Raw genomic sequence first — 23,334 nt, 5'->3', positions numbered from 1 at the left:
GCTAAAAAAGTAAGATGAGGTATTTGGTGTGGCTCCTGGTAGGATTGAGAATTATAAGCGTCACTGCTCAGCAGGTTGACTTCAGGGGCAAGGTACGCTCAGGGGGTGAGCCGGTACCTTTCGCTACCCTTATAATATATCAGGAGGGGGCTGAGCGGGTTTCACAAAGTGGTGATGATGGTTCCTTTCAGTTCGAATCTGTTGATCCGGGTACTTACAATCTGACCATTCAGGCCATGGGTTTTCGCACCTTAAGCCGTGAGGTGTCGTTAGCAGATGATACCTATCTGGAATTCGAAATCCAGGAAGACCGGCTTGATCTTGAAGAAGTGGTGGTTACTGCTACCAGAAACCTGGTGAGTCGTAAAGATTCCCCGGTTATTGTCGACATCGTGGGTCAGTCTTTACTCCAGGCAAATAATTCGCTTGCTGTGGCAGATGGGTTGAATTTTACTCCCGGAGTCAGGGTAGAGACCAATTGTCAGAATTGCGGTTTTACTCAGGTGCGACTCAACGGACTCGACGGGGGATATACCCAGGTGCTGATCAACAGCCGTGCAGTTTTCAGTGCACTGAACAGCGTTTACGGACTTGAGCAAATTCCGGCCAGCATAATTGAAAGGGTTGAAGTTGTACGCAGTGGAGGTTCTGCTTTGTATGGTTCCAATGCAATCGCTGGTACGATCAATATTATTACCAAAGACCCTATTCTTAACAGTTGGGAAGTAGACAGCTATCTGGCCTCTGTAAGAGGTGATGCGACAGATCGTTTGCTAAATTTTAATGCCTCTTTGGTGGGAGACGACATGAAAAGCGGGGTGACATTTTACGGGATGCACAGAAATCGCGATGCTTATGATGCAAATGGAGACGGATTTACCGAATTGGTGCGACTTCAGAATACCACCTTTGGGGGAAAAGGGTATTACAAGACCGGTGAACGATCTCGTTTGAATTTTGATGTCACCGTACTTGATGAATACAGAAGAGGGGGTGACCGGCTTGACCTGGCGCCTCACCTGACAGATATTACAGAAGAACTGGATCATAATACTTTTATGGGAGGGCTGTCATTTGAAGGGCAGAGCCGAACCGAGAAGGTAAGATGGTCTGTGTATAGTTCTGCTCAGCATACCGACCGACAAAGCTATTATGGCGGTCTCGGAGGGGGCAGAACCGAACAGGACTCCACTCTGGCACTTAACGCTTACGGTAGAACAAATGATCTTTCCTGGCTTTCAGGAACGCAATTTACTTTTAAGATAGGTGGCCGGGATGTTCTTACCTCCGGTGTGGAATATAATATGACCCGAACTGAAGACCGCATTCCCGGATATGATCGAATTATAGATCAGGAAACCACTGCTCTCGGTTCTTATGTTCAATATGAATGGAAGCCTGTAAAAAGCTTTAGCGCTTTGTTGGGAATGAGATTCGACAGAGTTGCTGTCGACGGGCGTTATGAGGTTGCTGATATTTTCAGGGAGAGTGATATACAGGAGTTCGTGATGAGCCCGAGAATTACCCTGAGTTACGCTATCACTGATTATCTGAAGTTCAGGGGTGGGTATGCCCGTGGTTTCCGAGCTCCTCAGGCATTTAATGAAGACCTTCATATCTCTTCGGTAGGGGGAGAGCCGCAGTTCGTTATTCTTTCAGAAGATCTGAATACAGAGTATTCTGATGCGTTCACCGCCTCTTTCAATTATAATGAAACCTTTGGATACTGGCAGACAGATGCCCTTATTGAAGGCTTTTATACCCGCCTGAAAGACCCTTTCGTGCTGGTAAGCACAGGAGCCACACTTCCTAATGGCTCCATAGTGGAGGAAGTCAGAAATGGTGAAGGATCCAGGGTGTACGGGATGAATTTTGAACTGGGGTTTTCTCCCTCAGACCGGTTTAGTTTTCAGGCGGGGGGTACGCTTCAGCGAGCTGAATATGTAGAACCACAAATTTTGTTTGAACCCTCAACAGGTGAAGGGGTCCCGGTAACAACAGACAAGTTCCTGCGAAATCCTGAATTTTACGGCTTCACCAATATCAGTTATACCCCTTTTGAAAACATAGATGTCGATCTGACCGGTACGTACACAGGAAGCATGGTCGTGCCACGGGTCATTAATGCGGATGGTGCAATTGATCTGCGCAGAAGTTCCGAGTTCTATGATCTTAACGTGAAACTTTCATGGCATAAAGATCTCAGTGAACACTTCCATATAATCGCTTATACAGGGATTAAGAATTTTCTTAACAGCTACCAGGATGATTTTGATTCAGGTCCCAACCGGGATTCAGATTATATCTATGGTCCCGGTATTCCCAGAACATTTTTTGTAGGGTTAAGGTTTGGAAGTTCCCATTAAGGGACGATTTCACCAAGAATGCCATAGCCCATGTAATTTGCGTATTTCAGCCGGCTGTTCATAGCTGTTTTCTGAATTCTTACTATCTTTTGTTATCAAAACAGGCTGTAAAACAGTGTTTTACATGTTTTTTGATGCTCTCCCTTCTCTTGCCTTTTCTGATGCCAGGTTATGAAAAGCGATTATTTTTCTATGGCTACTATGATCAAACTTTCCGGCTGCAAATTCTTTTTGTACCTGATGCTGTTTTCAGGTTTGTTTGAAGTCAGTGCTTCTCAGCAGCTCACGGTTGCAGCTTCTCCTTCGGAATCCGGTCTGCAGACCGCAGATTCAGTAAGTAATTCCGGTTATCCTGTACGATTTTTGTCAGATACGCTTTTTTATATTTACACCACTCTCGATTCGGTCTCTCCTCAGACCCGGGCCAAACAGGTAAGTGATAAACTCTATGTTATATCCCGCTTTGACCGTTTTCGTTCCGATCATTTCAGACTCGATTGCGAAGATCTCTATTGTCAGATATTTTACAAGAATATTCCTGTCACCACCATCACAAAAGATGACGGAAATATGTTATCTAAAAGCTATGGAGCTTTGGCATCAGAGTATTTTGACCGTATTAAGTCGACGGTCAAGCCCAAGAGGGAAGTGGGTTTTGCCCCTTTTATGAAGCGACTGGGGCTGGCTCTCTTATCGCTGCTGGGGTTGGTGGTTCTCATATTTTTCTCCAATCGCGCTTTGAACAAGCTTATCGAATGGTTGCTTGCTAAATACAATTACCGTTTTCCCGATGTTGAATACAGCGGATATCGCTTTTTCACCCGGAAAAAAATCAGAACCCTTATAAGGCTTATTCTCAGAGCACTGAAATATGTGCTGTTGTTTGTTCTGATATACGTTTTTTCCCTCGTGTTGTTCAGCCTTTTTCCGCGTACCAAGCCTTTAGCCGATGCCCTGGTCGAATACATAGTCACACCACTGAAACGCTTTATTATAGCCATTGTCAATTACATTCCGGAACTCATTACGGTGGTTATTGTTTTCTTCCTGGCCAGGGCCCTGGTCCGGTTTTTAAAGTTTCTTTCCCAGGAGGTTGAGAGAGGCAGATTGCAGATTCCCGGTTTTTATACCGAGTGGGCTGCTCCGACCTATCGTTTGCTGGGTATATTGATCTATATTTTTGCTTTTGTTCTGGTATTCCCCTATTTGCCGGGAAGTGATTCTCCGGCCTTCCAGGGGGTGAGTGTTTTTCTAGGGCTTTTGATCTCCCTGGGATCGACCTCGGCGATCAGTAACATTATCGCAGGTCTTGTTATTATTTACATGCGGGCTTTCAAGCCTGGAGACCGGGTGAAGATCGGAGAGATTACCGGAGATGTGGTGGAAAAATCCATGCTAATCACACGACTGAGAACTATCAGAAATGAAGAGGTGACCATTCCGAATTCTGCGATTCTTAATGGCAGTACCATTAATTACAGCAGCAGTGCCACAGAGCTGGGACTTATACTGAATACCACCGTGACTATTGGTTATGATGTGCCCTGGAGGAAGGTTCATGAATTGCTTATAGGTGCTGCTCTTAAGACGGAAAAGATCAGGAAGGAACCTTCCCCTTTTGTTTTGCAGACCAGTCTGAATGATTTTTTTGTGAGTTACCAGGTGAACCTGTATACCGAGCATCCGGAGAATACTGCTGTGATCCACAGCGATCTGCACGCAAATATTCAGGATGCCTTTAACGAAGCGGGGATCGAGATCCTGTCTCCTCACTACAGGGCGAATCGCGATGGCAGTGAGTCGACCCTTCCCGGTAAAGCGACAAAGAAAAAAAACACATCATAATATATTTTTTTCTGATATATGAAGACTTATAGTGTTTACAGTATCCTGTTTCTGTTCTGTTCCTTTTGGTTGCAAGGGCAGGAGGCACGAATCAATATATATGCCGATCATGTATTTGCCGATCAGTTCAGTTCCTATTTCGGATCCGGGAATTTTTTTGACGGAAGGGTTGAAGAGGGTTTTCGATGGGGTGCAGGCCTGGAATATCAATTACCCGGAAATTCGTCATTTGAACTACAGTATCTGAGGGAGGAGACCAAAGCCCCTACGCGATATTCCACCTTTGCGGGAGGCGTGGAGCGAACCGACTTTGAACTGACCTTGAATTATATACTTTTAAACAGTACGCGGTACTTTCCACTGAATCAAAGGGTAGAAGCCTTCTTTGGCGGGGGCTTGGGATTAGGCCTCATTTATGTAGATAACCCGGATACACTCTCCAGTGATCAGTCGACCAAATTTGCCTGGCAGGTGAGAGGAGGAGCGAACCTGTGGTTGAATCCCTATATAGCGATTAAGCTGCAGGCGTCGTTGGTATCAGTGGTTCAGGCTGTTGGTGGCGGACTTTATTTCGGTACGGGCGGGGCCGGTCTCAGTTTCGACAGTTATTCAACGATCTATCAATTTGGTTTAGGCGGTGGACTGGTATTCAGAATATAACCGGGAGAATGGGTCAATATAATTACAGGTCCAGATGTCGATCGGCACCACATTTACCTGCGCTTTTGAGAACTATTTTTAAATATTGCGATAGCAATTAGGCGAATCGTATATTTCTTCGAGTCTGCCGTGTTCGGAAGTCTTAGTACAGGATTTTCAAAACCTTCAGGAGTCAGAATAAATTACCTCTGCATTCTGCACCTCGGGATCCAGTTCACTCATTGAATTCACATAACGATACTGATTGTTGATGACATTATCGGCTTTTTCTCCGACAATGATATGCACCACCTCCAGATCAGGAGCGTTTAGTTCAATATGATCCTGTACCCTCATGGTCTCATCTGAAAGATCTGTTTCGAGTTTTTCCAGGGTAGAGATAACATACAGTCTTCGATTAGTTGCCCGAACTTCTTTTATATCCAGCTTGTGCTCTACACCTGAAACTTCGGCTTCGACCACTATACTGCGTTCCATTTTTTCCTCTCCCGGCATATCAACATCGATCACCGGCACTTCAACCTCTTCTTCTTCAGTCACCACGATTATTTTCGGAACTTCGACCATTTTAGTGGTTGTGGTTACATTTACATCAGCCCAGTTCACATCGTATTCCGGTAATTCCCCCGCTTCGGTATCTACGTCGACATCGACTTCAGGCATTTCTCCTTTTTCTTCAGTTTTCACGTTGCAGCTCAAAGTAAAGGCTGCGAGCAGTATTAAAAGAATTGATTTTTTCATGTCTGTTTATTATTTATAAGGTTGATTATCAATAAATTACCTATTTTAATGCGAATAAAAAAAGATTTAAAAAAAGATTAGTATTTAATCTTGGGATTCGATGTGATGGAGACCATTGTTGTAAGTAATCTTTTATCTTATTCCTACTTTTTATTTACAGGTCTTTGGTGCATTATTTTGTCTTATTTCGGGAATGGGTTTTATAGTATCACGTTAACCGTTGTTGAATTGGAATATCTTCAGATTTTCACGCTCAGTGATAATATGGTCTCTGCTTAAAAAAGCTCATTGGTACCAGAGGGTTGAACTTACTCGAGAAATACCCATATTCATAGTGAGAGCCCAGAAAAGATACCCGACAGAGGATTAACTGACTGTGTGAAGTACATTGATAAGAATAGGAAGAAGAAAACAAGCCTTTGTTGATAAACAGGGCTGATCGTATTTGTTGTCGGACGGCTTAAAAAGAGAGAATATTACAGGGATGAATTCCGGTTTCTAAATATTGAAGGGCATGGAGATAATATTGACTGGAAAAACAAAAAAACCGGAAGATTTTCTTCCGGTTTCAGCGTAGCGAGGACGGGATTTGAACCCGTGGCCTCCGGGTTATGAATCCGACGCTCTAACCAACTGAGCTACCTCGCCAGATTTGATTCGTTTTTTGCTTTTAGCGGCTGCAAATATAACAACAATTATAGCCTTGGCAAACCTATTTGCGAAAAATATTTTTTTTCCAATTGTTAAACTAGTTTGTGAGAAATAATTATATTGCCAGCGAGTATTAATGTCTACTGTATGCAAGAAAAAGTAAAATACGAATTAGAATTTCCCATTCATTCCTCTCCGCAACTTCTTTATCAATATATCTCCACTCCCTCAGGTTTATCAGAATGGTTCGCAGATAATGTAAATTCCAGAGGTGAATTTTTCACCTTTATCTGGGATGGCTCAGAAGAGCGTGCGAGACTCCTGAAGAAGAAAAGCGGGGAACTTGTGAAATTCCGTTGGATGGAAGGCGATGAAGATACTTTTTTCCAGTTGCGCATAGTAGTAGATGAGATTACTAAAGATGTTTCTCTTATGGTTACCGATTTTACCGATGAAGATGAGGTGGATGAGGCGAAGATGTTATGGGAAAATCAGATCTCTGACCTGAAACACGTACTGGGATCGGTTTAGAGATCGCCACAGAACCATTATCTTTGTGCCTTGATTTTTCAAGGCTTTTTTTATGGTAAATTTTAACGGTACGATCATTTCTTCCTCTCAGAGTTTTCTGGATCATGGAAACAGAGGGCTGCGATATGGAGATTCTCTTTTCGAAACCATCAAGGTGGTGAATGGTAAGATCAATTTTTGGGAGCCCCATTATTTGAGGCTGATGGCTTCCATGCGAATCCTGCGTATGGAAATTCCCATGAATTTCACCATGGAATTTCTCTCGTCTGAGATCAGTGATCTTCTCGCCGCTAACGAACTGCAATCTTCTCCGGCCAGAGTACGAATTACCGTTTTCAGGAATGCAGGTGGGTTGTACACCCCGGAAACCGGAGAGATCTCTTATATTATCGAATCTCATCCTCTTGATGATCCATTCTATACCATAGATCAAAATGCCTATGAAATAGAGCTTTTTAAAGATCATTTTACCGGTAGTGGGTTGCTTTCAACTTTGAAGACCAACAATCGCCTGGTAAACATCCTTGCAGGGGTTTATGCCAGAGAGAACGGGTACGACAGTTGTCTTCTGCTTAACGAGAAGAAAGAAGTGGTGGAAGCGATAAGCGGAAACCTGTTTCTGGTTAAGGGAAATACCATCAAGACACCTCCGCTTGAAAGCGGTGCTCTGAACGGGATCATGCGTAAACAGCTTATTGAGGTCATCGGAAAGACCGATGAGTTTCAGTTGGAAGAAAAGCCGGTGTCACCTTTCGAACTGCAAAAGGCAGATGAAATGTTCATCACCAACGTTATTACGGGTATTATTCCGGTATCGAAATATCGGAAGAAAGAGTATGGCAGTGAGGTTTCGAAAAAGTTGATAGGGAGATTGAATGCGCTGTTGCGGCTTTCCTAAGCAGCTAAGGTATCAGTTCAGGCTGGGGTTTTCAGGGGCATTGGACCAGATCAGGTAATCCCCTCCGAATTCGAGCATTTTTTCCTTCCAGAAATGTATGGCTGATTTCTTGATCACATTGCTTTTGTAAATGTTTTCTGAAACGACCCACGAGCTGCTGTCGAGTTCTTTCTCGAGCTGCATATTGTCCCATCCGGAATATCCCAGAAAAAAACGAATATCGTCTTCCTGTATGCTTCCGTTATTTATCAGGTCGATGATTCTCTCAAAATCACCGCCCCAGTAAATGCCATTGGAGATCTCGATACTGTTTTCGATCAGGTCGGGAACCTTGTGGATAAAATAAAGATTATCCTGCTCAACGGGGCCTCCGTTATACACTTTAAACGATTTATTGATATCGGGGACAAGCTCGTTTAATCTGAATTCCAAAGGTTTATTGAGTATGAAACCCACCGATCCGTCTACATTGTGTTCTGCCAACAATACCACAGATCTGTTAAACGCTACATCGCCGATGATGGAAGGTTCGGCAATAAGCAAATGGCCTTTTTTTGGAGTTAAAGAAACCATAAGCCTTTGAATTAATGATTGTTATTTACATAAAGATAAATGATTTTGGTAAATAAGTTTCAAGAACTCGCGCCGAAAGACGAATTTTTATGGATAAATGGAATAAAAAAAAGCGCTCCCGAAGGAACGCTTTCCTAATAAATATACTGAATTGAGTTAGTTTACAGCGTCAGACAGTTCAGCACCTGCTTTGAACTTCACTACGTTCTTAGCTGGAATCTGAATGGTTTTACCGGTTTGAGGATTTCTTCCCTCACGTGCCGATCTTTTCGAAACAGACCATGAACCAAATCCTACCAATGAAACACGACCTCCTTTTTTAAGAGTGTCTTCTACATTTCCAAGAAAAGATTCAAGGGCTTTCTTTGCAGCAGCCTTAGTAATTCCGGCGTCGGCAGCCATAGCATCGATTAATTCCGTTTTGTTCATAATTTAAAGATTTTTAATTAATAGTTTGGTTTAACATTTCTTTAATCGGTTAACAAATTTAGACGGAATTACATACCACGCAAGTAATAGCAAGGGAAATCAGCGTTTTTGTTAATAACTTACAGCGATTGTTAATAACGTAAGCTTTTTTTTACCATATATACGCCAAGGCTTATTATCAAAGGGCTCAGCGCATTTTCGCACTCTTTTCTATTTCTATACCGTTCAAAACATCCTGAACTGACATTTTTCGTTTCCCGGGCATTTGGATCTCATACAGTTCCAGCCAGCCGTCTTTACCGCTTACCTTCATCGTTCTGTTATCGATAAAAACCTGTCCGGGCTTGGTATCTGTTGCACCTTCGGCTATGGATGCCGTAAATATTTTTACCGGGATTTCTTCCCCTTTGTTTACTAAATAAGTCCAGGCAGTAGGATAGGGGCTCATTCCTCTGATAAGGTTATGGATCTCAGCTACCGGTTTGTTCCAGTCTATCCTGGTGCTCTCCCTGTCGATCTTAGGTGCTGTTTTCACTTCGGCTTCCTTGTCCTGTTCCTTGGTTTGAACAGTTCCCTGTCCGATCATCTCCAGCGTATCAGTCACCAGGCCGGCTCCCAGGTCCATGAGGGTATCGTGCAGTTCCCCTGCAGTGGTATTTTGGCCAATCTCGGTTTTTCGTTGATCGATAATAGCTCCTGTATCGATTTTTTCATCTATAAAAAAGGTGGTGACCCCGGTTTGTTTCTCCCCCCTTATAATCGCCCAGTTAATGGGTGCTGCTCCCCGGTATTCAGGTAACAGGGAAGCATGCAGGTTAAAGGTGCCCCTTGGCGGCATACTCCAGACCGCTTCGGGAAGCATTCTGAACGCTACCACTACAAAGACATCAGCCTGCAGCTGTTGCAGTTCGTCCAGGAATACAGGGTCTTTCAGGTTAGTGGGCTGCATTACTTTTAAATCGTGCGCCAGGGCATACTGCTTTACAGCTGAAGGGCGTAATTTTCGACCCCTTCCGGCCGGACGATCAGGGGCGGTGATTACCCCCTTTACCGGATAGCCGGCTTTCAGGATCGCGTCGAGGGAAGCCACAGCGAAATCGGGCGTCCCCATAAAAACTATACTTAGATTCTTCATTTTGTTCGGTAATATTTATTTCCTTCTTTGATATCGATCTTTTCTTCTGCCAATAGCAGTGACAGTTGTTCCAATAATATCGATTCCTCAACCTGTATCAGGGCGGCCAGTTCCCTGGAGGAACGCGGAGTATTCTCCAGGGCCGATAAAATGACGTTCGATATGCCTGTCGTTTTCTTCTGAGCGGATCGTAATTTTTTTACGCAATAGGAGCAATTGCCACAATCTTCTCCGGTTTTTTCTCCGAAATAATGTAAAAGCAAACGAGTTTTACAGTGATCCTCATTTTCGATCCAGTTGATGACCTGATGCAGCTGGTCGGCTTTTATTTCGTTGTGGTTCTTTACAGCCCTGGCTATATTATTAATGGTACGATCATCTTCCCGGGGAAGCAGGAAGGTGATCTCAGTATCGGTCTGCTGTTCTTCGTAAAATATCATGTCATCTTTTTCCAGTCGTCTGAACACAGCGATCACTTTTTCTGCCGACTCTCCTGATTTCGATGCAATGAGCTGTGGGTTAACGGTAATTTCAAGTTCAAACAGGCCTCCATAGGTACGAAGCAGTGTCTGTATGACCTTACCGGTTTCAGGGTGGCGATCCAGGTAATTGAAGAGCGCAGAGTTACTGCACTTGAACTGGATTTTTGTGGTGCGTTGAAAATGTTCACGGATCTGAATCACAGAATGGCGGTCAAGGGTTTTGAGTCCGTTGTAACACAATACCGGGTCGAAACCATATCGTTGACAAAAAATATTGAAGTTAAGAAAGTAGCTTTCAAACTCTCCCTCTCCGTAAGAGATCTGGTAATAGGTGTTTAATTTACGATACAGTTCCTTGAGGAAGTGTACATCAGGCAACGACTCAATAAACTGCCGGTTGGCCTGTGCCTGATCGCTTTCATTGGTGATCACCACAGCAAATGCCGGCTCGCCGTTTCTGCCTGCCCTTCCTGCTTCCTGATAATAACTCTCAAGAGATTCGGGCAGGGCCATATGAATAACCGTTTCCACGTCGGGTTTATCGATTCCCATCCCAAAGGCGTTGGTCGCTACCATGACCCGGGTATTTCCCTTTAACCATCTTTTAAGTGCTGCTTCTTTTTCACCTGTGGGCATTCCCCCGTGAAAGGGTTCTGACCTGATTGCTTTTTCATTGAGCAGGTCACTCAGTCTTTTAGTGGCCTTTCTGCTCCTGACATATACGATGGAGCTTCCTGATTTCTTACCAAGTACCTGTAGCAACCGGTATTGCTTGTCCTGATCTTTCAGAACAAAATAGCCGATATTCTTGCGATGAAAAGAACCTCTGAAAACCTGTGGCTGGTGAAGTGATAGATTGTCACAGATATCGTTCAAGACCTTGTTTGTGGCAGTAGCAGTAAGGGCGATAGCCGGTGCTTTCGGGTGAAATTCTCTGAGGTCTGCACATTGGCGGTATGCCGGCCTGAAGTCATTGCCCCATTGTGAGATGCAATGGGCCTCATCGATAGCGATAAGTGATACTTCCATTTGCTGAATACGATTTCTGACCAATTCCTGTTGCAGCCGCTCAGGCGAGAGATACAAAAACTTGAAATTTCCGTAAATGCAATTATCCAGTATATCATCCAGGTCCTTATGACTGATCCCACTGCTGATTCCTACTGCTTTGATTCCTTTGCTTTTCAGAGTACTTACCTGGTCTTCAATAAGAGCCACCAGGGGTGAAACCACAATGCAAATACCCGTTCTAAGAAGCGCGGGTACCTGATAGCATATCGATTTTCCCCCACCTGTAGGTAGCAGTGACACAGTATCGTTTTGTAGCATGACCGATTCAATGATCTCTTGCTGCAATGGCCGAAAACTTTCGAAACCCCAGTATTTTCTGAGTATGTCTGTCGGGTTATTTATCACACCGTATAATTATAGGTTGTCGAGAATGAACTCGATACGCTGGGAAACCGAATCTTTCGGTACCTCCAGTAAGTTGTAGCCGAAGCGCTTATAGGTCTTTTCAAGGTGGTCGTGAATCAGGCTGGCTTGTTCATAATTTTCGTAGCGTTCACTGTCTGACCGATAGATATCTTCCCAGGGGGGGAGCAAAAAAACAGTATCGTAACGAAATACTTTACAGGGTTCAGAGAACCAATCGGGGTATTCATCTCCTATATAATCCAGGTAAGCCACCACATCAGGAATGCCGCGGTCGAAAAAAACGGGGTCAGCCTGTAACCGGCTGGCTTCGTGGTACTGCATAGTTCTGCCCTCCAGCAATTTTTTACTGAAAAGCAAAGGGTCTTCGAGGAAGAGTTGCTCGATTCCTTCTTCCCGGGCTTTCAGGGTAACCTGTCTTGATATTTCAGGGAGACAGGTATATTCCCTGCCTTTCAGGTCTTCGATCAGTGTCGTTTTGCCTGTGCCCGGCCCTCCTGTGATCACTATCTTCTTGTGTTCCTTCTTCATGACAAATTGTGGGGCAAATTAACTAATACCGGCCAATTAATAAAAATTTCCCGATCGAAGGCTTATCTTTGCCAAAAACAGGGAGTAACGTTATGGGAAACAAGAATGACCAGGAAGCTTTTTACAAGCGATTAAAAGGGGAGCTCGCCAAAAGTACTCAATGGCCATCCCTTTATATGTATAAGTTCATCGTGCCTTCTGATGAACAAAAAATACTGACAATAGAAAAGACCTTTGACAATATGGGAGCGGTGATCGATAAAAAGAGCTCCTCGAATGGCAACTATACCAGCATTTCGGTTAAGGTCACTATGGAAGATCCTGAATCTGTAATAGCGATCTATAAAGAAGTAGGGCAGGTTGAAGGAGTTATTTCTCTCTAAATACGACGGGAACGATATATTTTTAGTATTTTGGACCACAAGCGCTATACGAGCGACTCACCCTATTAATAATTTCAATACGTTTTGGTAGAAAATTTAGAATACAACAGCGAGAGACCCAGGTTGATCATACCTGAGTACGGAAGACATATACAAAAGATGGTAGACCATGTGATCTCCATCGATGACCGTGAAGAGCGGAATAAAATGGCCAAAGCCATAATCGGAGTGATGGGAAATCTCAACCCTCACCTGCGCGACGTGCCTGATTTTCAGCATAAACTATGGGATCAATTATTCATTATTTCTGACTTTGAACTCGATGTTGATTCACCTTTTCCAAAACCGACCCGGGAAATGCTTGAGGAGAGGCCTGAAAAGCTTGATTACCCGCAGAATCATCCCAAATACCGCTTCTATGGTAACAATATTAAGCGTATGATTGACGTTTGTGTGAGCTGGGACGAGGGTGACCTCAAAGATGCCCTGAAGTTCACCATAGCCAATCATATGAAGAAAAGCTACCTGAACTGGAATAAAGACAGTGTGGAAGATGAGGTGATCTTCGACCATTTGTATGAGCTTAGCGGAGGGAAGATCAATCTTGCAAAGTGGGATGAAGACCTCAGGGAAAGCAAGGAGTTGGTTCGCAGCAAAAGCAAAACCCGAACAACCAGTAGTCCGCGCAAGCATAAGGGCAGAAAAAAACGCTATTAAAACGTAATATCATACCAAATTTTACCGCTTATTTATGGGTACTTTCAAAATTGAAGGCGGGCACCAGCTGAAGGGTGAGATCACTCCCCAGGGTGCCAAGAATGAGGCACTGCAGATACTATGTGCTGTTTTGCTTACCGAAGAAAAAGTCACCATTCACAATATTCCGAACATCATCGATGTGAACAAGCTGATCGATCTGCTTGAAAACCTCGGCGTGATTATCAAGAAAATAGGACCGGCTTCCTATACTTTTATGGCCAACGATCTGAATCTGGAATACCTGGAAACCCCTCAGTTTAAGTCTGACGGGAAAGGTCTCAGAGGTTCGATCATGCTGGTAGGACCCTTGCTGGGGAGATTCGGAAAGGGTTATATTCCCAAACCGGGAGGAGACAAGATCGGCAGGAGACGACTGGATACGCATTTTGAAGGGTTTATAAAGCTGGGTGCTAATTTCAGGTACAATCGGGAAGAATATTTCTATGGGGTTGAAGCTGAAAAGCTGAAAGGTACTTTTATGTTGCTCGATGAAGCCTCGGTAACCGGTACAGCTAATATCGTGATGGCCGCTGTGCTGGCGGAAGGAACCACTACCATTTATAATGCTGCCTGCGAACCCTATCTTCAGCAATTGTGTAAAATGCTGAACCGTATGGGAGCCAGGATCAGTGGTATCGGCTCGAATATGCTTACCATAGAAGGGGTTGAAAAGCTTGGAGGAACCGAGCATACCATGCTACCCGATATGATCGAGATCGGATCATGGGTGGGTATGGCTGCCATGACCCGTAGTGAGCTGACCATCAAAAACGCCGGGTGGGATTACCTTGGGCAGATACCTTCGGTTTTTGCCAAGTTGGGTATTACGCTGGAGAAGAGGGGAGACGATATATACATTCCCGAACACAGCGAAGGTTACGAAATACAGAATTATATAGATGGCTCGGTATTGACCATCTCTGATGCTCCCTGGCCGGGTTTCACTCCCGATCTGCTTAGTATCGTTTTGACCATTGCAACACAGGCCCGGGGAAGTGTACTCATTCACCAGAAAATGTTTGAAAGCCGTTTGTTCTTTGTCGATAAGCTGATCGATATGGGGGCCAAGATCATTTTGTGTGATCCGCACCGGGCAACGGTGATCGGTCACGATTTTCAATCAACTCTCAAGGCTACCACCATGACTTCCCCTGATATCAGGGCGGGAGTTTCACTGTTAATAGCTGCTTTGTCTGCAAAAGGCACTTCGACTATTCATAATATCGAACAGATCGATCGTGGATATGAAAACATCGACGGAAGATTGCAGGCAATTGGTGCCTCGATCATCAGAGTAGATTAAGGCGAAGCCTAATCAGATAAAATATTCAATAAAAAAAAGCCCCGGAAGTTTTCGCTTTCCGGGGCTTTTTTATACGATTAATTCCCAACCGGTGGAGGTCCATCGGGGATCATTCCTTTATATTCATGATCTCCTTTTCTTTCCCTGAACTCTGACTTAACTTCTTCAACCAGTTTTTCATCGTTGTAAAGATCGGTTGCTGTCATAGCCAGTATCTTGGCTGCCCTGATCATGCCTTTATGCCCGATCGACATTCCGCCACAGGCAACCACTGCCCACGAATGCCAGGGGGTGTCTTTGGGAGCTACGGTTACGCCCAACCTTACTGTAGGTACGACCCAGCTTACGTCACCTACATCGGTCGAACCGCCTCCGGGGTTTTCTTTGGTATCCTCTAACGGACGAATTTCGCTATCCATCCCTACCTGAGGTTTTTCCGTTGCTTCCTGTATTTTCTTGCCAAAAGCGATTTCTTCTTCTGTGTATTCTATAGGTCCCAGCATTTCGAGGTTCTCCTGCATGGCTGCACCACCGGTTCGGTTGACCAGTACTTCATAGATGCCTGAGACCAGCGAGATCTCATGTTCCACATCAGCCATGATAGCAGCTCCTTCGGCCATTTTTTTCACGTGTTCATAAACAGGAGTGAGACCTTCACGTTTGGTGTCACGAACCCGCACCCAGATCTTGGAATAATCAGGCACCACGTTAACCACCTGTCCGCCATCCTGTATATGGTAATGAATACGTACGGTGGGTTTAATGTGTTCACGGTAATAGTTGATTCCGGTTGTATACAGTTCCAGTGCATCTGAAGCACTTCGTCCGTTCCACGGATCAGCAGCTGCATGGGCAGCCTGCCCCCTGAATTCAACAATGAAATCGACCAGAGCCAGGGAGCTCTGAACATCAGCTTTGGTGGTGGCAGATGGATGCCAATCCAGACAAACGTCGAGGTCATCAAAAAGCCCGGCTCTAATCATCCATAATTTCCCGAAATATTTTTCTTCAGCGGGTGTCCCGTAGAACCTGATGGTGCCTTCGATCTCTCCCTTTTCGATCTGTTCTTTTATAGCAAGAGCAGCGCCAAGGCTTGCCGTACCGAAAAGGTTATGACCACAACCATGTCCGGCTCCCCCTTCTACCAGGGGATCTTTTTCAGGGCTCGCCTTTTGAGAAATTCCGGGTAAAGCATCAAACTCCCCCAGGATCCCTATTACCGGTTTGCCCGAACCGTAGGTGGCAGTGAAGGCAGTAGGAATACCTGCTACCCCACGTTCTACCGTGAAACCGTTGGCTTCTGCATAATCGGCCAGGTAAGCTGATGACTTTTCTTCCTGAAATGCAATTTCTGCTGCACTCCAGATAGAATCGCTTATTTTGATCAATTCTTCCTTATGATTTTCGACGCTGGCGATAACCTGTTTTTTATCTTTTGATAAGCGCTGAGACAGCGCAGGTTGCAGGCCTGTCAGCAGCAGCAAGGAAAGTAAAACGATTTTTTTCATAAAAATTATTTGAATGGTTAATGGGTTGTCCCGGCTTGACTCCGGAGCAGTTAGTTTGCCTAAATGTAAGAAATTTAAATAAACGGGCGTATTGTAATTCAGGCCTCTGCGAATGTGAGGAGGGAGTGGGCTTCTAAAATTGTTGAGTATTCTGCCTAAAAATATGTACTTTTACCAAACATATACTTTCGCTTTTCGATATGAGTCAAAAAGTCCTGCTTTCAGCCAAAGAGATCGACATAATTTTACACAGACTCGCCTGTCAACTTATCGAGAATCACCATGATTTCAGAGAAACCGTACTGATCGGAATACAACCCAGAGGGGTTTTTCTGGCAGAACGTCTTAAGAGATTGCTTGAGAATGATTACGGGATCGAACAGGTGAGACTTGGCTATCTCGACATCACTTTTTTCAGGGATGACTTCAGGCGGGGAGAAAAGACACTTGAAGCCAATAAAACCCGTATCGATTTTCTTGTAGAAGACAAAAAGGTAGTCTTTATAGACGATGTTTTGTATACGGGCAGGAGCATTCGCTCAGCCCTTACTGCCATCCAGTCTTTTGGTCGCCCCAGTGAAATAGAACTCCTTACCCTGATCGACCGCCGTTTCAGCAGGCATCTTCCCATACAGCCCGATTACAGAGGGAGGCAGGTAGATGCCATCAATGAAGAGCGGGTTCTGGTAATGTGGCAGGAAAACGACGGAGAAGATAAAGTATATATGGTAAAACAATAGCCTAACGAAATGAGTGAATTAAGTGTAGATCACTTACTTGGAATTAAGTACCTGAAAGCCGAAGATATCGAACTGATCTTTGAAACCGCCGATCACTTCAAGGAGGTGATTAACCGGCCGATCAAAAAAGTACCTTCGCTTCGAGACATCACTATTGCCAATCTCTTTTTTGAGAACAGTACCCGTACCAAGTTGTCATTTGAACTTGCTGAGAAGCGGCTTTCTGCCGATGTGATCAATTTTTCGGCCTCCCAGTCTTCGGTTAAAAAAGGCGAAACCCTTATCGATACGGTGAATAATATTCTTTCGATGAAGGTTGACATGGTGGTTATGCGGCATCCGAATCCGGGAGCCGGCATCTTTTTGTCTAAGCACGTAAATGCCAGTATTGTCAATGCTGGTGACGGGGCACATGAGCACCCTACACAGGCGTTGCTTGACTCATACTCAATCAGGGAAAAACTGGGAACTGTAGCCGGCAAAAAAGTGGTGATAGTAGGCGATATTCTGCACTCAAGGGTGGCCCTCTCGAATATTTTTGCCCTTCAGCTGCAGGGAGCAGAGGTAAAGGTATGCGGTCCGCAAACCCTTATTCCCAAATACATCACCTCCCTTGGGGTGACTGTGGAACCCAATCTTAAAAAAGCTCTGGAATGGTGTGATGTCGCTAACATGTTGCGCGTGCAGAACGAGCGTATGGACATCAGTTATTTCCCGTCTACCCGTGAATATACCCAACAATATGGTGTGAACCGTGCCCTGCTGGAATCGCTTGACAAAGAGATCGTTATCATGCACCCCGGACCCATTAACAGGGGAGTAGAGATCACAAGTGACGTAGCCGATTCCGGTCAGGCAATAATTCTCAATCAGGTTGAGAATGGTGTGGCCATTCGTATGGCCGTGATTTACTTACTAGCATCAAAAATTAAACAGTAGAACATGATCATTGACAGACAGGAGAACATCGCCCTATTTACCCAGGAAAGCCTTTCATTCAGAACTTTCGTAGAGCGATTCAGAGAGAATTACGACAAACACAAAAAGGATAACATCATTTTAAATCTTCAGGAGATCAGTAATTTAACAGCAAATGACCTGACAGAATTCTTCGAGGTTTCAGAAGACCACCGAAAAGGCAATAAGTCTTTTGTAATCGTTACCAATGCCGTGAATTATGATGATGTACATGATAATATGGTGGTGGTCCCTACTTTAAAAGAAGCATACGATCTGATCGAAATGGAGGATATTGAGCGTGATCTGGACGCCTGATACAGACCTTCTGATCAGATGAATATAAACAAACTGCATATTTTGGGGTGCTACAGTGCCACACCGAGAGCCATGACAAATCCTACGGCTCAGGTGCTGCATATCAATGGCCATATTTTCCTTATAGATTGCGGGGAAGGTACTCAGGTGGCTCTCAGGAAGCAAAAGATCAAATTTGCCAGGATAAAACATATATTTATTTCCCATTTACACGGTGATCATTTTTTTGGTTTGCCCGGACTGATCACCACTTTCAGATTGCTGGGCCGGGAAAGTGCTTTGCATATACATGGGCCGAAGGGAATCAAGGAAGCCATAACGGTAATGTTGAAGGTGGGAAATGCATGGACCAATTTTCCTTTGATATTTCATGAACTGGAGTCGAAGAATTCAGAACTTATTTTTGAAGATGATAAGGTGGAGGTTTTTACCATCCCTTTAAAGCATCGTATTTACACCAATGGATTTTTGTTCAGAGAGAAACCCGGCCTGCGGAAACTCAATATTACAGCGGCCGAGAAGTTTCGTGTAGACCGAAGTTATTTTCGAAAGATCAAACAAGGAAAAGATGTGGTAACCGAAGAGGGAGAGGTGATAGCCAACGAAATGCTTACTTACGATCCGCCCCCTGTAAAATCGTATGCTTTTTGCAGTGATACGGCCTACGATCAGGGCATCGTTCCCTTGATCAGGGAGGTTGATATACTTTATCATGAATCCACCTTTCTCCAGGACCACGAAGACCTGGCGGCAATGACGGGGCATTCCACCGCAAAGCAGGCTGCGAGCATAGCCTTGAAAGCAGGGGTTAAAAAGCTTGTTCTCGGGCATTATTCGACACGTTATAATTCGTTGGAAGCATTCAGGCAGGAAGCCGAAACGATTTTCGAACCGGTGGCACTGGCAGAGGATGGTAAGACTTTTGACTTTTAACAAGCCTGATTTGGGCGATTCTTAGTATTTTCAAGATTAAAAAGGATATGGAAAAAGACCTGGGACATTACAGGCGAAATTACGAGAAAAGCGAACTGACCGAAGATAAGGTTCCTGATAATCCTATACAGTTGTTTCAGACCTGGTTTTACGAAGTGGAAAAATTTGGCGGGGTGGAAGAAGCCAATGCCATGACCATCTCGACTGTAGGTCTGGACGGATTTCCGAAGAATCGTGTGGTTCTTTTGAAGCGATACACAGAAGAAGGTTTTATCTTTTTTACCAATTATGAAAGTGAAAAAGGCAGGGCTATAGATAAAGATCCCAGGGTTTGCCTTTCATTCTTCTGGCCTAACCTGGAAAGACAGGTCATTGTGAAGGGTAAGGCAGAAAAGATAGCAGAAAACCTTTCAGACGGATACTTTGAATCCAGGCCAAGAGGCAGTCAACTGGGGGCCGTGGTTTCAAGGCAGAGTACCGTTATACCTTCCAGGGAGGCGATAGAAGAGAATCTTCGCAAGCTGGAGTTCGAATGGAAAGGGAAGGAGATCGAACGTCCCGATTACTGGGGAGGTTATCTGGTGAGACCTGAATCAATTGAATTCTGGCAAGGCCGTCCAAACAGACTGCATGACCGGCTGAGATATCGGTTAACGAAAGATTTCGATTGGATTATTGAACGACTCTCCCCATGATAACTGTAAGGCATTTCATCTAAATTAACATTTTTTTAACAGTTCTATTCATAGGGCTACGTAAATTAGTAAGGCCAAATCTTATTACATTAACCTATGAATGCCAGAACTTTAGCGGCAACACGCCTCATGTTGCCTATAATGATTCTCTGTCTGTGCTGTTATTCCTGTGCAAATGAGAGCATTACCGAAACAGAAAACCTCTATGTGGCTTCTTTAGAGGATGTGTCTCTTCAAAATGAAGTTTTCGAACTGATAAACGAACACCGAATTTCAATTTCCCTCAACCCGTTGAAAAATCTTGATATCGTTTATGCAAAAGCAGAGGAACACACGAACTATATGATCGCTACCCAGGAAGCCAATCATGATTATTTTTTCGAGAGAGAAGCTTATTTAAAGAGCAATGCCAATGCAGCTCTGGTTGCTGAGAATGTGGCTTTTGCCTACACTACCGCTACAGGCGTGGTAAATGGTTGGTTAAACAGTGAGCAGCATCGTGCAGTGATTGAGGGTGATTTTACCCATGCTTCCATCAGCGCCAGAAAGGACAAGGAGGGTAATTTTTATTTTACCCATATATTCATCAAGCGTTTGGAAGAATAGGTTACTCCATTTTCACAACGATGAACTCGGTTCGGCGATTTTGCTGGTGAAGCGCCTCTTCGCACTGAATGCCGTCTTCACATCCATTGGTAAGTCTTTTTTCACCATATCCCTGCGAGGTAAGAATCCGTTCAGGAGAAAGCCCCTGGCTTACCAGATACTCGACGGTGGAATTAGCCCTGTCTATAGAAAGGCGGTCATTATAAGAGGTTGAGCCCCTTGAATCTGTATGTGCCTCTATTCGCATTACCATGTCGGGATATTCATCGGAAAGCAACCGAACGATCTTATCAAGTTCACGTGCGGCATCAGGTCTGATGTCATATTTATCAAAATCGAAGTAAATGGTGTTTAAGTCAGCCAGTACCCTGATGTCTTTGACAGGGCTCAGTTCGAGATTCACTACCAGCTCGGTAAGCGTCTTGGGCAGTTCTTTGCTTGAGAAATCCCTTGACTTTTCATTGTATTTCTTATGGGTCGCCTTAATGGTGAAATCCATTCCCCGATCTATATTGATCTCATAATAACCCTTCTCATCTGTAATAAGATAAGCCACATCTTCTCCGTTACGGGTTTTAAGGTCGATACGGGCATTGGCGATGGGTCGGTGGTTGACCGAGTCCAGTACATGCCCTTTCAGCATGAGCGGTAATATGCGTTCAAATCTGAAGATATCATCATCTCCCACGGTGCTATGCCTGTTGGTGGCGATATAGCCGTTTACTCCGTTTTCAGACAGGAAGAAGGAGAAATCGTCAGCGGTGCTGTTAATGGGCTCGCCCATATTTAGCACGCCAGTAATTTCACCTGCCTCATTTTTAATAGCGACCTGTATGTCCAGAAGACCATATCCCGGCTGTCCGTCTGATGCGAAAAAAAGGCTGTTCTCCCTGGAGACAAAAGGGAATAATTCATTCCCTATAGTGTTTATTTCGGGTCCGAGATTGACCGGTTTTCCAAAGCTGCCATCAGCCCTTACCTCTGCCTTGTAAATATCGGCAAGGCCATAGCCTCCGGGCATATCTGAAGCGAAATAGAGTGTTTTTCCATCCGGAGAGAGGGCGGGATGAGATACCGAATAGGCGTCGTCATTAAAAGGCAATTCTTCGATATCGGTCCAGGTGTTGCCGGTTTTCTGAGCACGGTATATCTTAAGGTGTACCACCCCCTCTTTATCTTTTCCCCTTTTGTTGTCGAGATAGTTGTTCCTTGAAAAATACATGGTCTTTCCATCCTGACTGATAGCCATGGGGCCTTCGTGGTACACAGAATTGATTCCCTCTACCGGCTTGATGCCGGGATCTGTTGTATTCAGATTGAGAGTATACATGTCTAAAAATCGCTGTTCGTTCCAGCCATGTATATCACCTTCATTGCTTTTTGAATTTCTCGCGGAGACAAAGTATAACTGGTAGTTATGCTCGTAAGCCCCGAAGTCACTGTTTTTTGAATTGTGTTCGAAAGGGTGCAGCTGATATCTGACACGGGTCTCGAAAAAAGCGGAATCAAAAGGTGCTTTTTTGAGTTCACGCACCAGTTTTGCTTCACCGCCCTCCTTCTTATACATTTTGGCCCATTCTTCAGAAGCTTCATATTTGCCAAGACCTCTGAGTACCACCGCATAATTGTAAAAGTAGTCTTTAGAAATGCCTTCCTGCTGAACGGCTTTCTCATAATATGGTTCTGCATGCTCCGGATCTCTGAGCATAAAATAGCAGTCGGCCAGTTTCCTGGTGACATAATCGGCGTTGTAGTTATTAGCCAGCAATTCCCTGTACACTTTTGAAGCCTCAACAAAGGAGAATTCATTGAAAAGTGCATCTGCTTTTTTCTGTTTCCCATATTGGGCAAACGTACAGCTGCTAATCAGCAATATTCCGAAGAAAAGAAGGGTGGTATTTTTCATCATTTTCAATTCTTTAAAAGTACCGGGGCGATTTGAATTTCGGATTTGCCAGTTTCAGGTCAAATAACAGAAAGATCTCATGTGTACCTGAGTTGTAGGGTCTGATATCAGAGATGGGGTAGTCGTATGCATACCCCAGGCGCAACTGCTCTGTGATCTGAAAATCTGCAATACCCCCTATGGAATCATCAAAACGATAAGATGCTCCCAGCCATAGTTTTTCGTAGAAAAGGAAATTCAACGTAGTGTCGTATGAAGGGTCAGCTCCGTTGGTTGCCTTTATCAGAAACGCAGGTTTGAACTTCACATCGGTTCCCATATCGATGACCAGGCCTCCTGTCAGATAGTAGCTCTGTCTTTCAGCAGCGATAAATTCCTGCTCGGCTCCACGTCCTTTATTATAATCTGTATTCAGAATCCTCGGAGATGACAGGCCTATGTACCAGCGGTAAGAGTGCCAGTATACCCCTGCTCCGATATTCGGACTTACCCGATTGGAGATGTCGGTAAAGAACGGGTCATTGACGATAGAGGGGTCGGTGAGAAATTCCTGGTCGAGCCTGAACTGAGTAACACCACCTTTAATCCCGAAAGATAATTTGGAAACATCACCGGTAGGGATGGTATATGAGAAATCAGCATAAACATATGAGAAGTTTTCATATCCCAATTGATCATTTATAACCGACATCCCCAAACCGATACGGTCATTTCTAAGAGGAGAGTGCACAGAAGCGGTGAGTGTCTGCGGACCACCTCCGAAACCGCTCCATTGGCTGCGGTGCAAGCCTACAAAACTCAGAGATTCCCTGCTTCCTGCATAGGCTGGATTAATAGCTATCGTATTGTACATGTATTGGGTGAACTGAGGTAGTTGCTGCCCCCATGACCAAAAGGCCGAGAAAAGCAGTACGATCGTCGCTATATATGTGTAGTTTCTTTTTATCATA

Annotated in this window: 23 protein-coding genes and 1 tRNA gene; 14 read left to right on the top strand and 10 right to left on the bottom strand. The window is 44.4% G+C overall.

Annotated elements, in window-relative coordinates; genetic code table 11:
* Positions 1-14: 14 nt before the first annotated feature.
* The 3 genes from K7R10_RS03175 to K7R10_RS03165 all read left to right on the top strand — a co-directional run bounded on the left by K7R10_RS03175 (position 15) and on the right by K7R10_RS03165 (position 4,871).
* Positions 15-2,366 carry a TonB-dependent receptor gene (locus K7R10_RS03175; RefSeq protein WP_224483237.1) on the top strand — a complete coding sequence of 784 codons (2,352 nt, stop codon included), beginning with the start codon at positions 15-17 and terminating at the stop codon, positions 2,364-2,366.
* Between the two features lie 192 nt (positions 2,367-2,558).
* Positions 2,559-4,211, top strand: coding sequence for a mechanosensitive ion channel family protein (locus K7R10_RS03170; protein ID WP_224483236.1), 1,653 nt, complete (start codon positions 2,559-2,561; stop codon positions 4,209-4,211).
* Between the two features lie 18 nt (positions 4,212-4,229).
* Positions 4,230-4,871: a hypothetical protein gene (locus tag K7R10_RS03165; protein ID WP_224483235.1), complete on the top strand. Its 642-nt coding sequence runs from the start codon at positions 4,230-4,232 to the stop codon at positions 4,869-4,871.
* Positions 4,872-5,036: 165 nt separating this feature from the next.
* On the opposite strand, the gene K7R10_RS03160 is transcribed toward K7R10_RS03165, so the two are convergent.
* Together K7R10_RS03160 and K7R10_RS03155 are read right to left on the bottom strand one after the other, a co-directional pair.
* Positions 5,037-5,612, bottom strand: a complete 576-nt coding sequence (locus tag K7R10_RS03160) for a hypothetical protein (protein WP_224483234.1) — start codon at positions 5,610-5,612, stop codon at positions 5,037-5,039.
* A gap of 574 nt (positions 5,613-6,186) precedes the next feature.
* Positions 6,187-6,260, bottom strand: a tRNA-Met gene (locus K7R10_RS03155).
* Positions 6,261-6,410: 150 nt separating this feature from the next.
* Between K7R10_RS03155 and K7R10_RS03150 the strand changes: the two genes are divergently transcribed.
* On the top strand, positions 6,411-6,794 hold the full coding sequence (locus K7R10_RS03150; protein WP_224483233.1) for an START-like domain-containing protein: 384 nt from the start codon (positions 6,411-6,413) through the stop codon (positions 6,792-6,794).
* Between the two features lie 52 nt (positions 6,795-6,846).
* On the top strand, positions 6,847-7,692 hold the full coding sequence (locus tag K7R10_RS03145; protein WP_224483232.1) for an aminotransferase class IV: 846 nt from the start codon (positions 6,847-6,849) through the stop codon (positions 7,690-7,692).
* Positions 7,693-7,704: 12 nt separating this feature from the next.
* Here K7R10_RS03145 and K7R10_RS03140 read toward each other — a convergent pair whose 3' ends face one another.
* The 5 genes from K7R10_RS03140 to K7R10_RS03120 form a co-directional block, all read right to left on the bottom strand.
* A complete protein-coding gene (locus K7R10_RS03140) occupies positions 7,705-8,265 on the bottom strand; it encodes a YqgE/AlgH family protein (protein ID WP_224483231.1) in 561 nt (186 codons plus the stop codon).
* A 156-nt stretch (positions 8,266-8,421) separates the two neighbouring features.
* The gene (locus K7R10_RS03135; RefSeq protein WP_224483230.1) at positions 8,422-8,694 is read right to left on the bottom strand and encodes an HU family DNA-binding protein; all 273 of its coding nucleotides are present in this window, start codon (positions 8,692-8,694) and stop codon (positions 8,422-8,424) included.
* 187 nt (positions 8,695-8,881) lie between these two features.
* On the bottom strand, positions 8,882-9,829 hold the full coding sequence (gene fmt / locus K7R10_RS03130; protein WP_224483229.1) for a methionyl-tRNA formyltransferase: 948 nt from the start codon (positions 9,827-9,829) through the stop codon (positions 8,882-8,884).
* Positions 9,826-11,727: a RecQ family ATP-dependent DNA helicase gene (locus tag K7R10_RS15320; RefSeq protein ID WP_224483228.1), complete on the bottom strand. Its 1,902-nt coding sequence runs from the start codon at positions 11,725-11,727 to the stop codon at positions 9,826-9,828. The genes fmt and K7R10_RS15320 overlap by 4 nt, the downstream gene beginning before the upstream one ends.
* A 9-nt stretch (positions 11,728-11,736) precedes the next feature.
* A complete protein-coding gene (locus K7R10_RS03120; protein WP_224483227.1) occupies positions 11,737-12,276 on the bottom strand; it encodes an AAA family ATPase in 540 nt (179 codons plus the stop codon).
* A gap of 92 nt (positions 12,277-12,368) precedes the next feature.
* Between K7R10_RS03120 and K7R10_RS03115 the strand changes: the two genes are divergently transcribed.
* The 3 genes from K7R10_RS03115 (at position 12,369) to murA (ending at position 14,721) form a co-directional block, all read left to right on the top strand.
* Positions 12,369-12,659 carry a DUF493 family protein gene (locus K7R10_RS03115; protein ID WP_224483226.1) on the top strand — a complete coding sequence of 97 codons (291 nt, stop codon included), beginning with the start codon at positions 12,369-12,371 and terminating at the stop codon, positions 12,657-12,659.
* Positions 12,660-12,743: 84 nt separating this feature from the next.
* Entirely contained in the window at positions 12,744-13,376 is a 633-nt protein-coding gene (locus K7R10_RS03110; RefSeq protein WP_224483225.1) for a DUF4290 domain-containing protein, read from the top strand.
* Between the two features lie 34 nt (positions 13,377-13,410).
* Positions 13,411-14,721: a UDP-N-acetylglucosamine 1-carboxyvinyltransferase gene (gene murA / locus K7R10_RS03105; protein ID WP_224483224.1), complete on the top strand. Its 1,311-nt coding sequence runs from the start codon at positions 13,411-13,413 to the stop codon at positions 14,719-14,721.
* A gap of 77 nt (positions 14,722-14,798) precedes the next feature.
* On the opposite strand, the gene K7R10_RS03100 is transcribed toward murA, so the two are convergent.
* Positions 14,799-16,229, bottom strand: coding sequence for an amidohydrolase (locus K7R10_RS03100; RefSeq protein ID WP_224483223.1), 1,431 nt, complete (start codon positions 16,227-16,229; stop codon positions 14,799-14,801).
* Positions 16,230-16,429: 200 nt separating this feature from the next.
* On the opposite strand from K7R10_RS03100, the gene pyrR reads away from it, so the two are divergent.
* From pyrR to K7R10_RS03070, 6 genes are all read left to right on the top strand, one after another.
* On the top strand, positions 16,430-16,969 hold the full coding sequence (gene pyrR, locus K7R10_RS03095) for a bifunctional pyr operon transcriptional regulator/uracil phosphoribosyltransferase PyrR (RefSeq protein WP_224483222.1): 540 nt from the start codon (positions 16,430-16,432) through the stop codon (positions 16,967-16,969).
* Between the two features lie 9 nt (positions 16,970-16,978).
* Entirely contained in the window at positions 16,979-17,908 is a 930-nt protein-coding gene (locus K7R10_RS03090) for an aspartate carbamoyltransferase catalytic subunit (protein WP_224483221.1), read from the top strand.
* 3 nt (positions 17,909-17,911) lie between these two features.
* Positions 17,912-18,244, top strand: coding sequence for a ribonuclease Z (locus K7R10_RS03085; protein WP_224483220.1), 333 nt, complete (start codon positions 17,912-17,914; stop codon positions 18,242-18,244).
* Positions 18,245-18,262: 18 nt separating this feature from the next.
* The gene (locus K7R10_RS03080; RefSeq protein WP_224483219.1) at positions 18,263-19,177 is read left to right on the top strand and encodes a ribonuclease Z; all 915 of its coding nucleotides are present in this window, start codon (positions 18,263-18,265) and stop codon (positions 19,175-19,177) included.
* Between the two features lie 47 nt (positions 19,178-19,224).
* On the top strand, positions 19,225-19,872 hold the full coding sequence (pdxH, locus tag K7R10_RS03075) for a pyridoxamine 5'-phosphate oxidase (protein WP_224483218.1): 648 nt from the start codon (positions 19,225-19,227) through the stop codon (positions 19,870-19,872).
* Between the two features lie 207 nt (positions 19,873-20,079).
* On the top strand, positions 20,080-20,478 hold the full coding sequence (locus K7R10_RS03070; protein ID WP_224483217.1) for a CAP domain-containing protein: 399 nt from the start codon (positions 20,080-20,082) through the stop codon (positions 20,476-20,478).
* A 1-nt stretch (position 20,479) separates the two neighbouring features.
* Here the strand turns inward: K7R10_RS03070 and K7R10_RS03065 are convergent, their stop codons facing one another.
* Positions 20,480-22,387, bottom strand: a complete 1,908-nt coding sequence (locus tag K7R10_RS03065) for an OmpA family protein (protein ID WP_224483216.1) — start codon at positions 22,385-22,387, stop codon at positions 20,480-20,482.
* A gap of 10 nt (positions 22,388-22,397) precedes the next feature.
* Positions 22,398-23,333, bottom strand: a complete 936-nt coding sequence (locus tag K7R10_RS03060) for a PorP/SprF family type IX secretion system membrane protein (RefSeq protein ID WP_224483215.1) — start codon at positions 23,331-23,333, stop codon at positions 22,398-22,400.
* Position 23,334 lies beyond the last annotated feature (1 nt).

It is taken from the genome of Robertkochia aurantiaca (assembly GCF_020166495.1).
Taxonomy (GTDB): Bacteria; Bacteroidota; Bacteroidia; order Flavobacteriales; family Flavobacteriaceae; genus Robertkochia; species Robertkochia aurantiaca.
The sequence above is the reverse complement of the archived record's forward strand: the minus strand, read 5'-3'. Positions and strand labels throughout refer to the sequence as shown.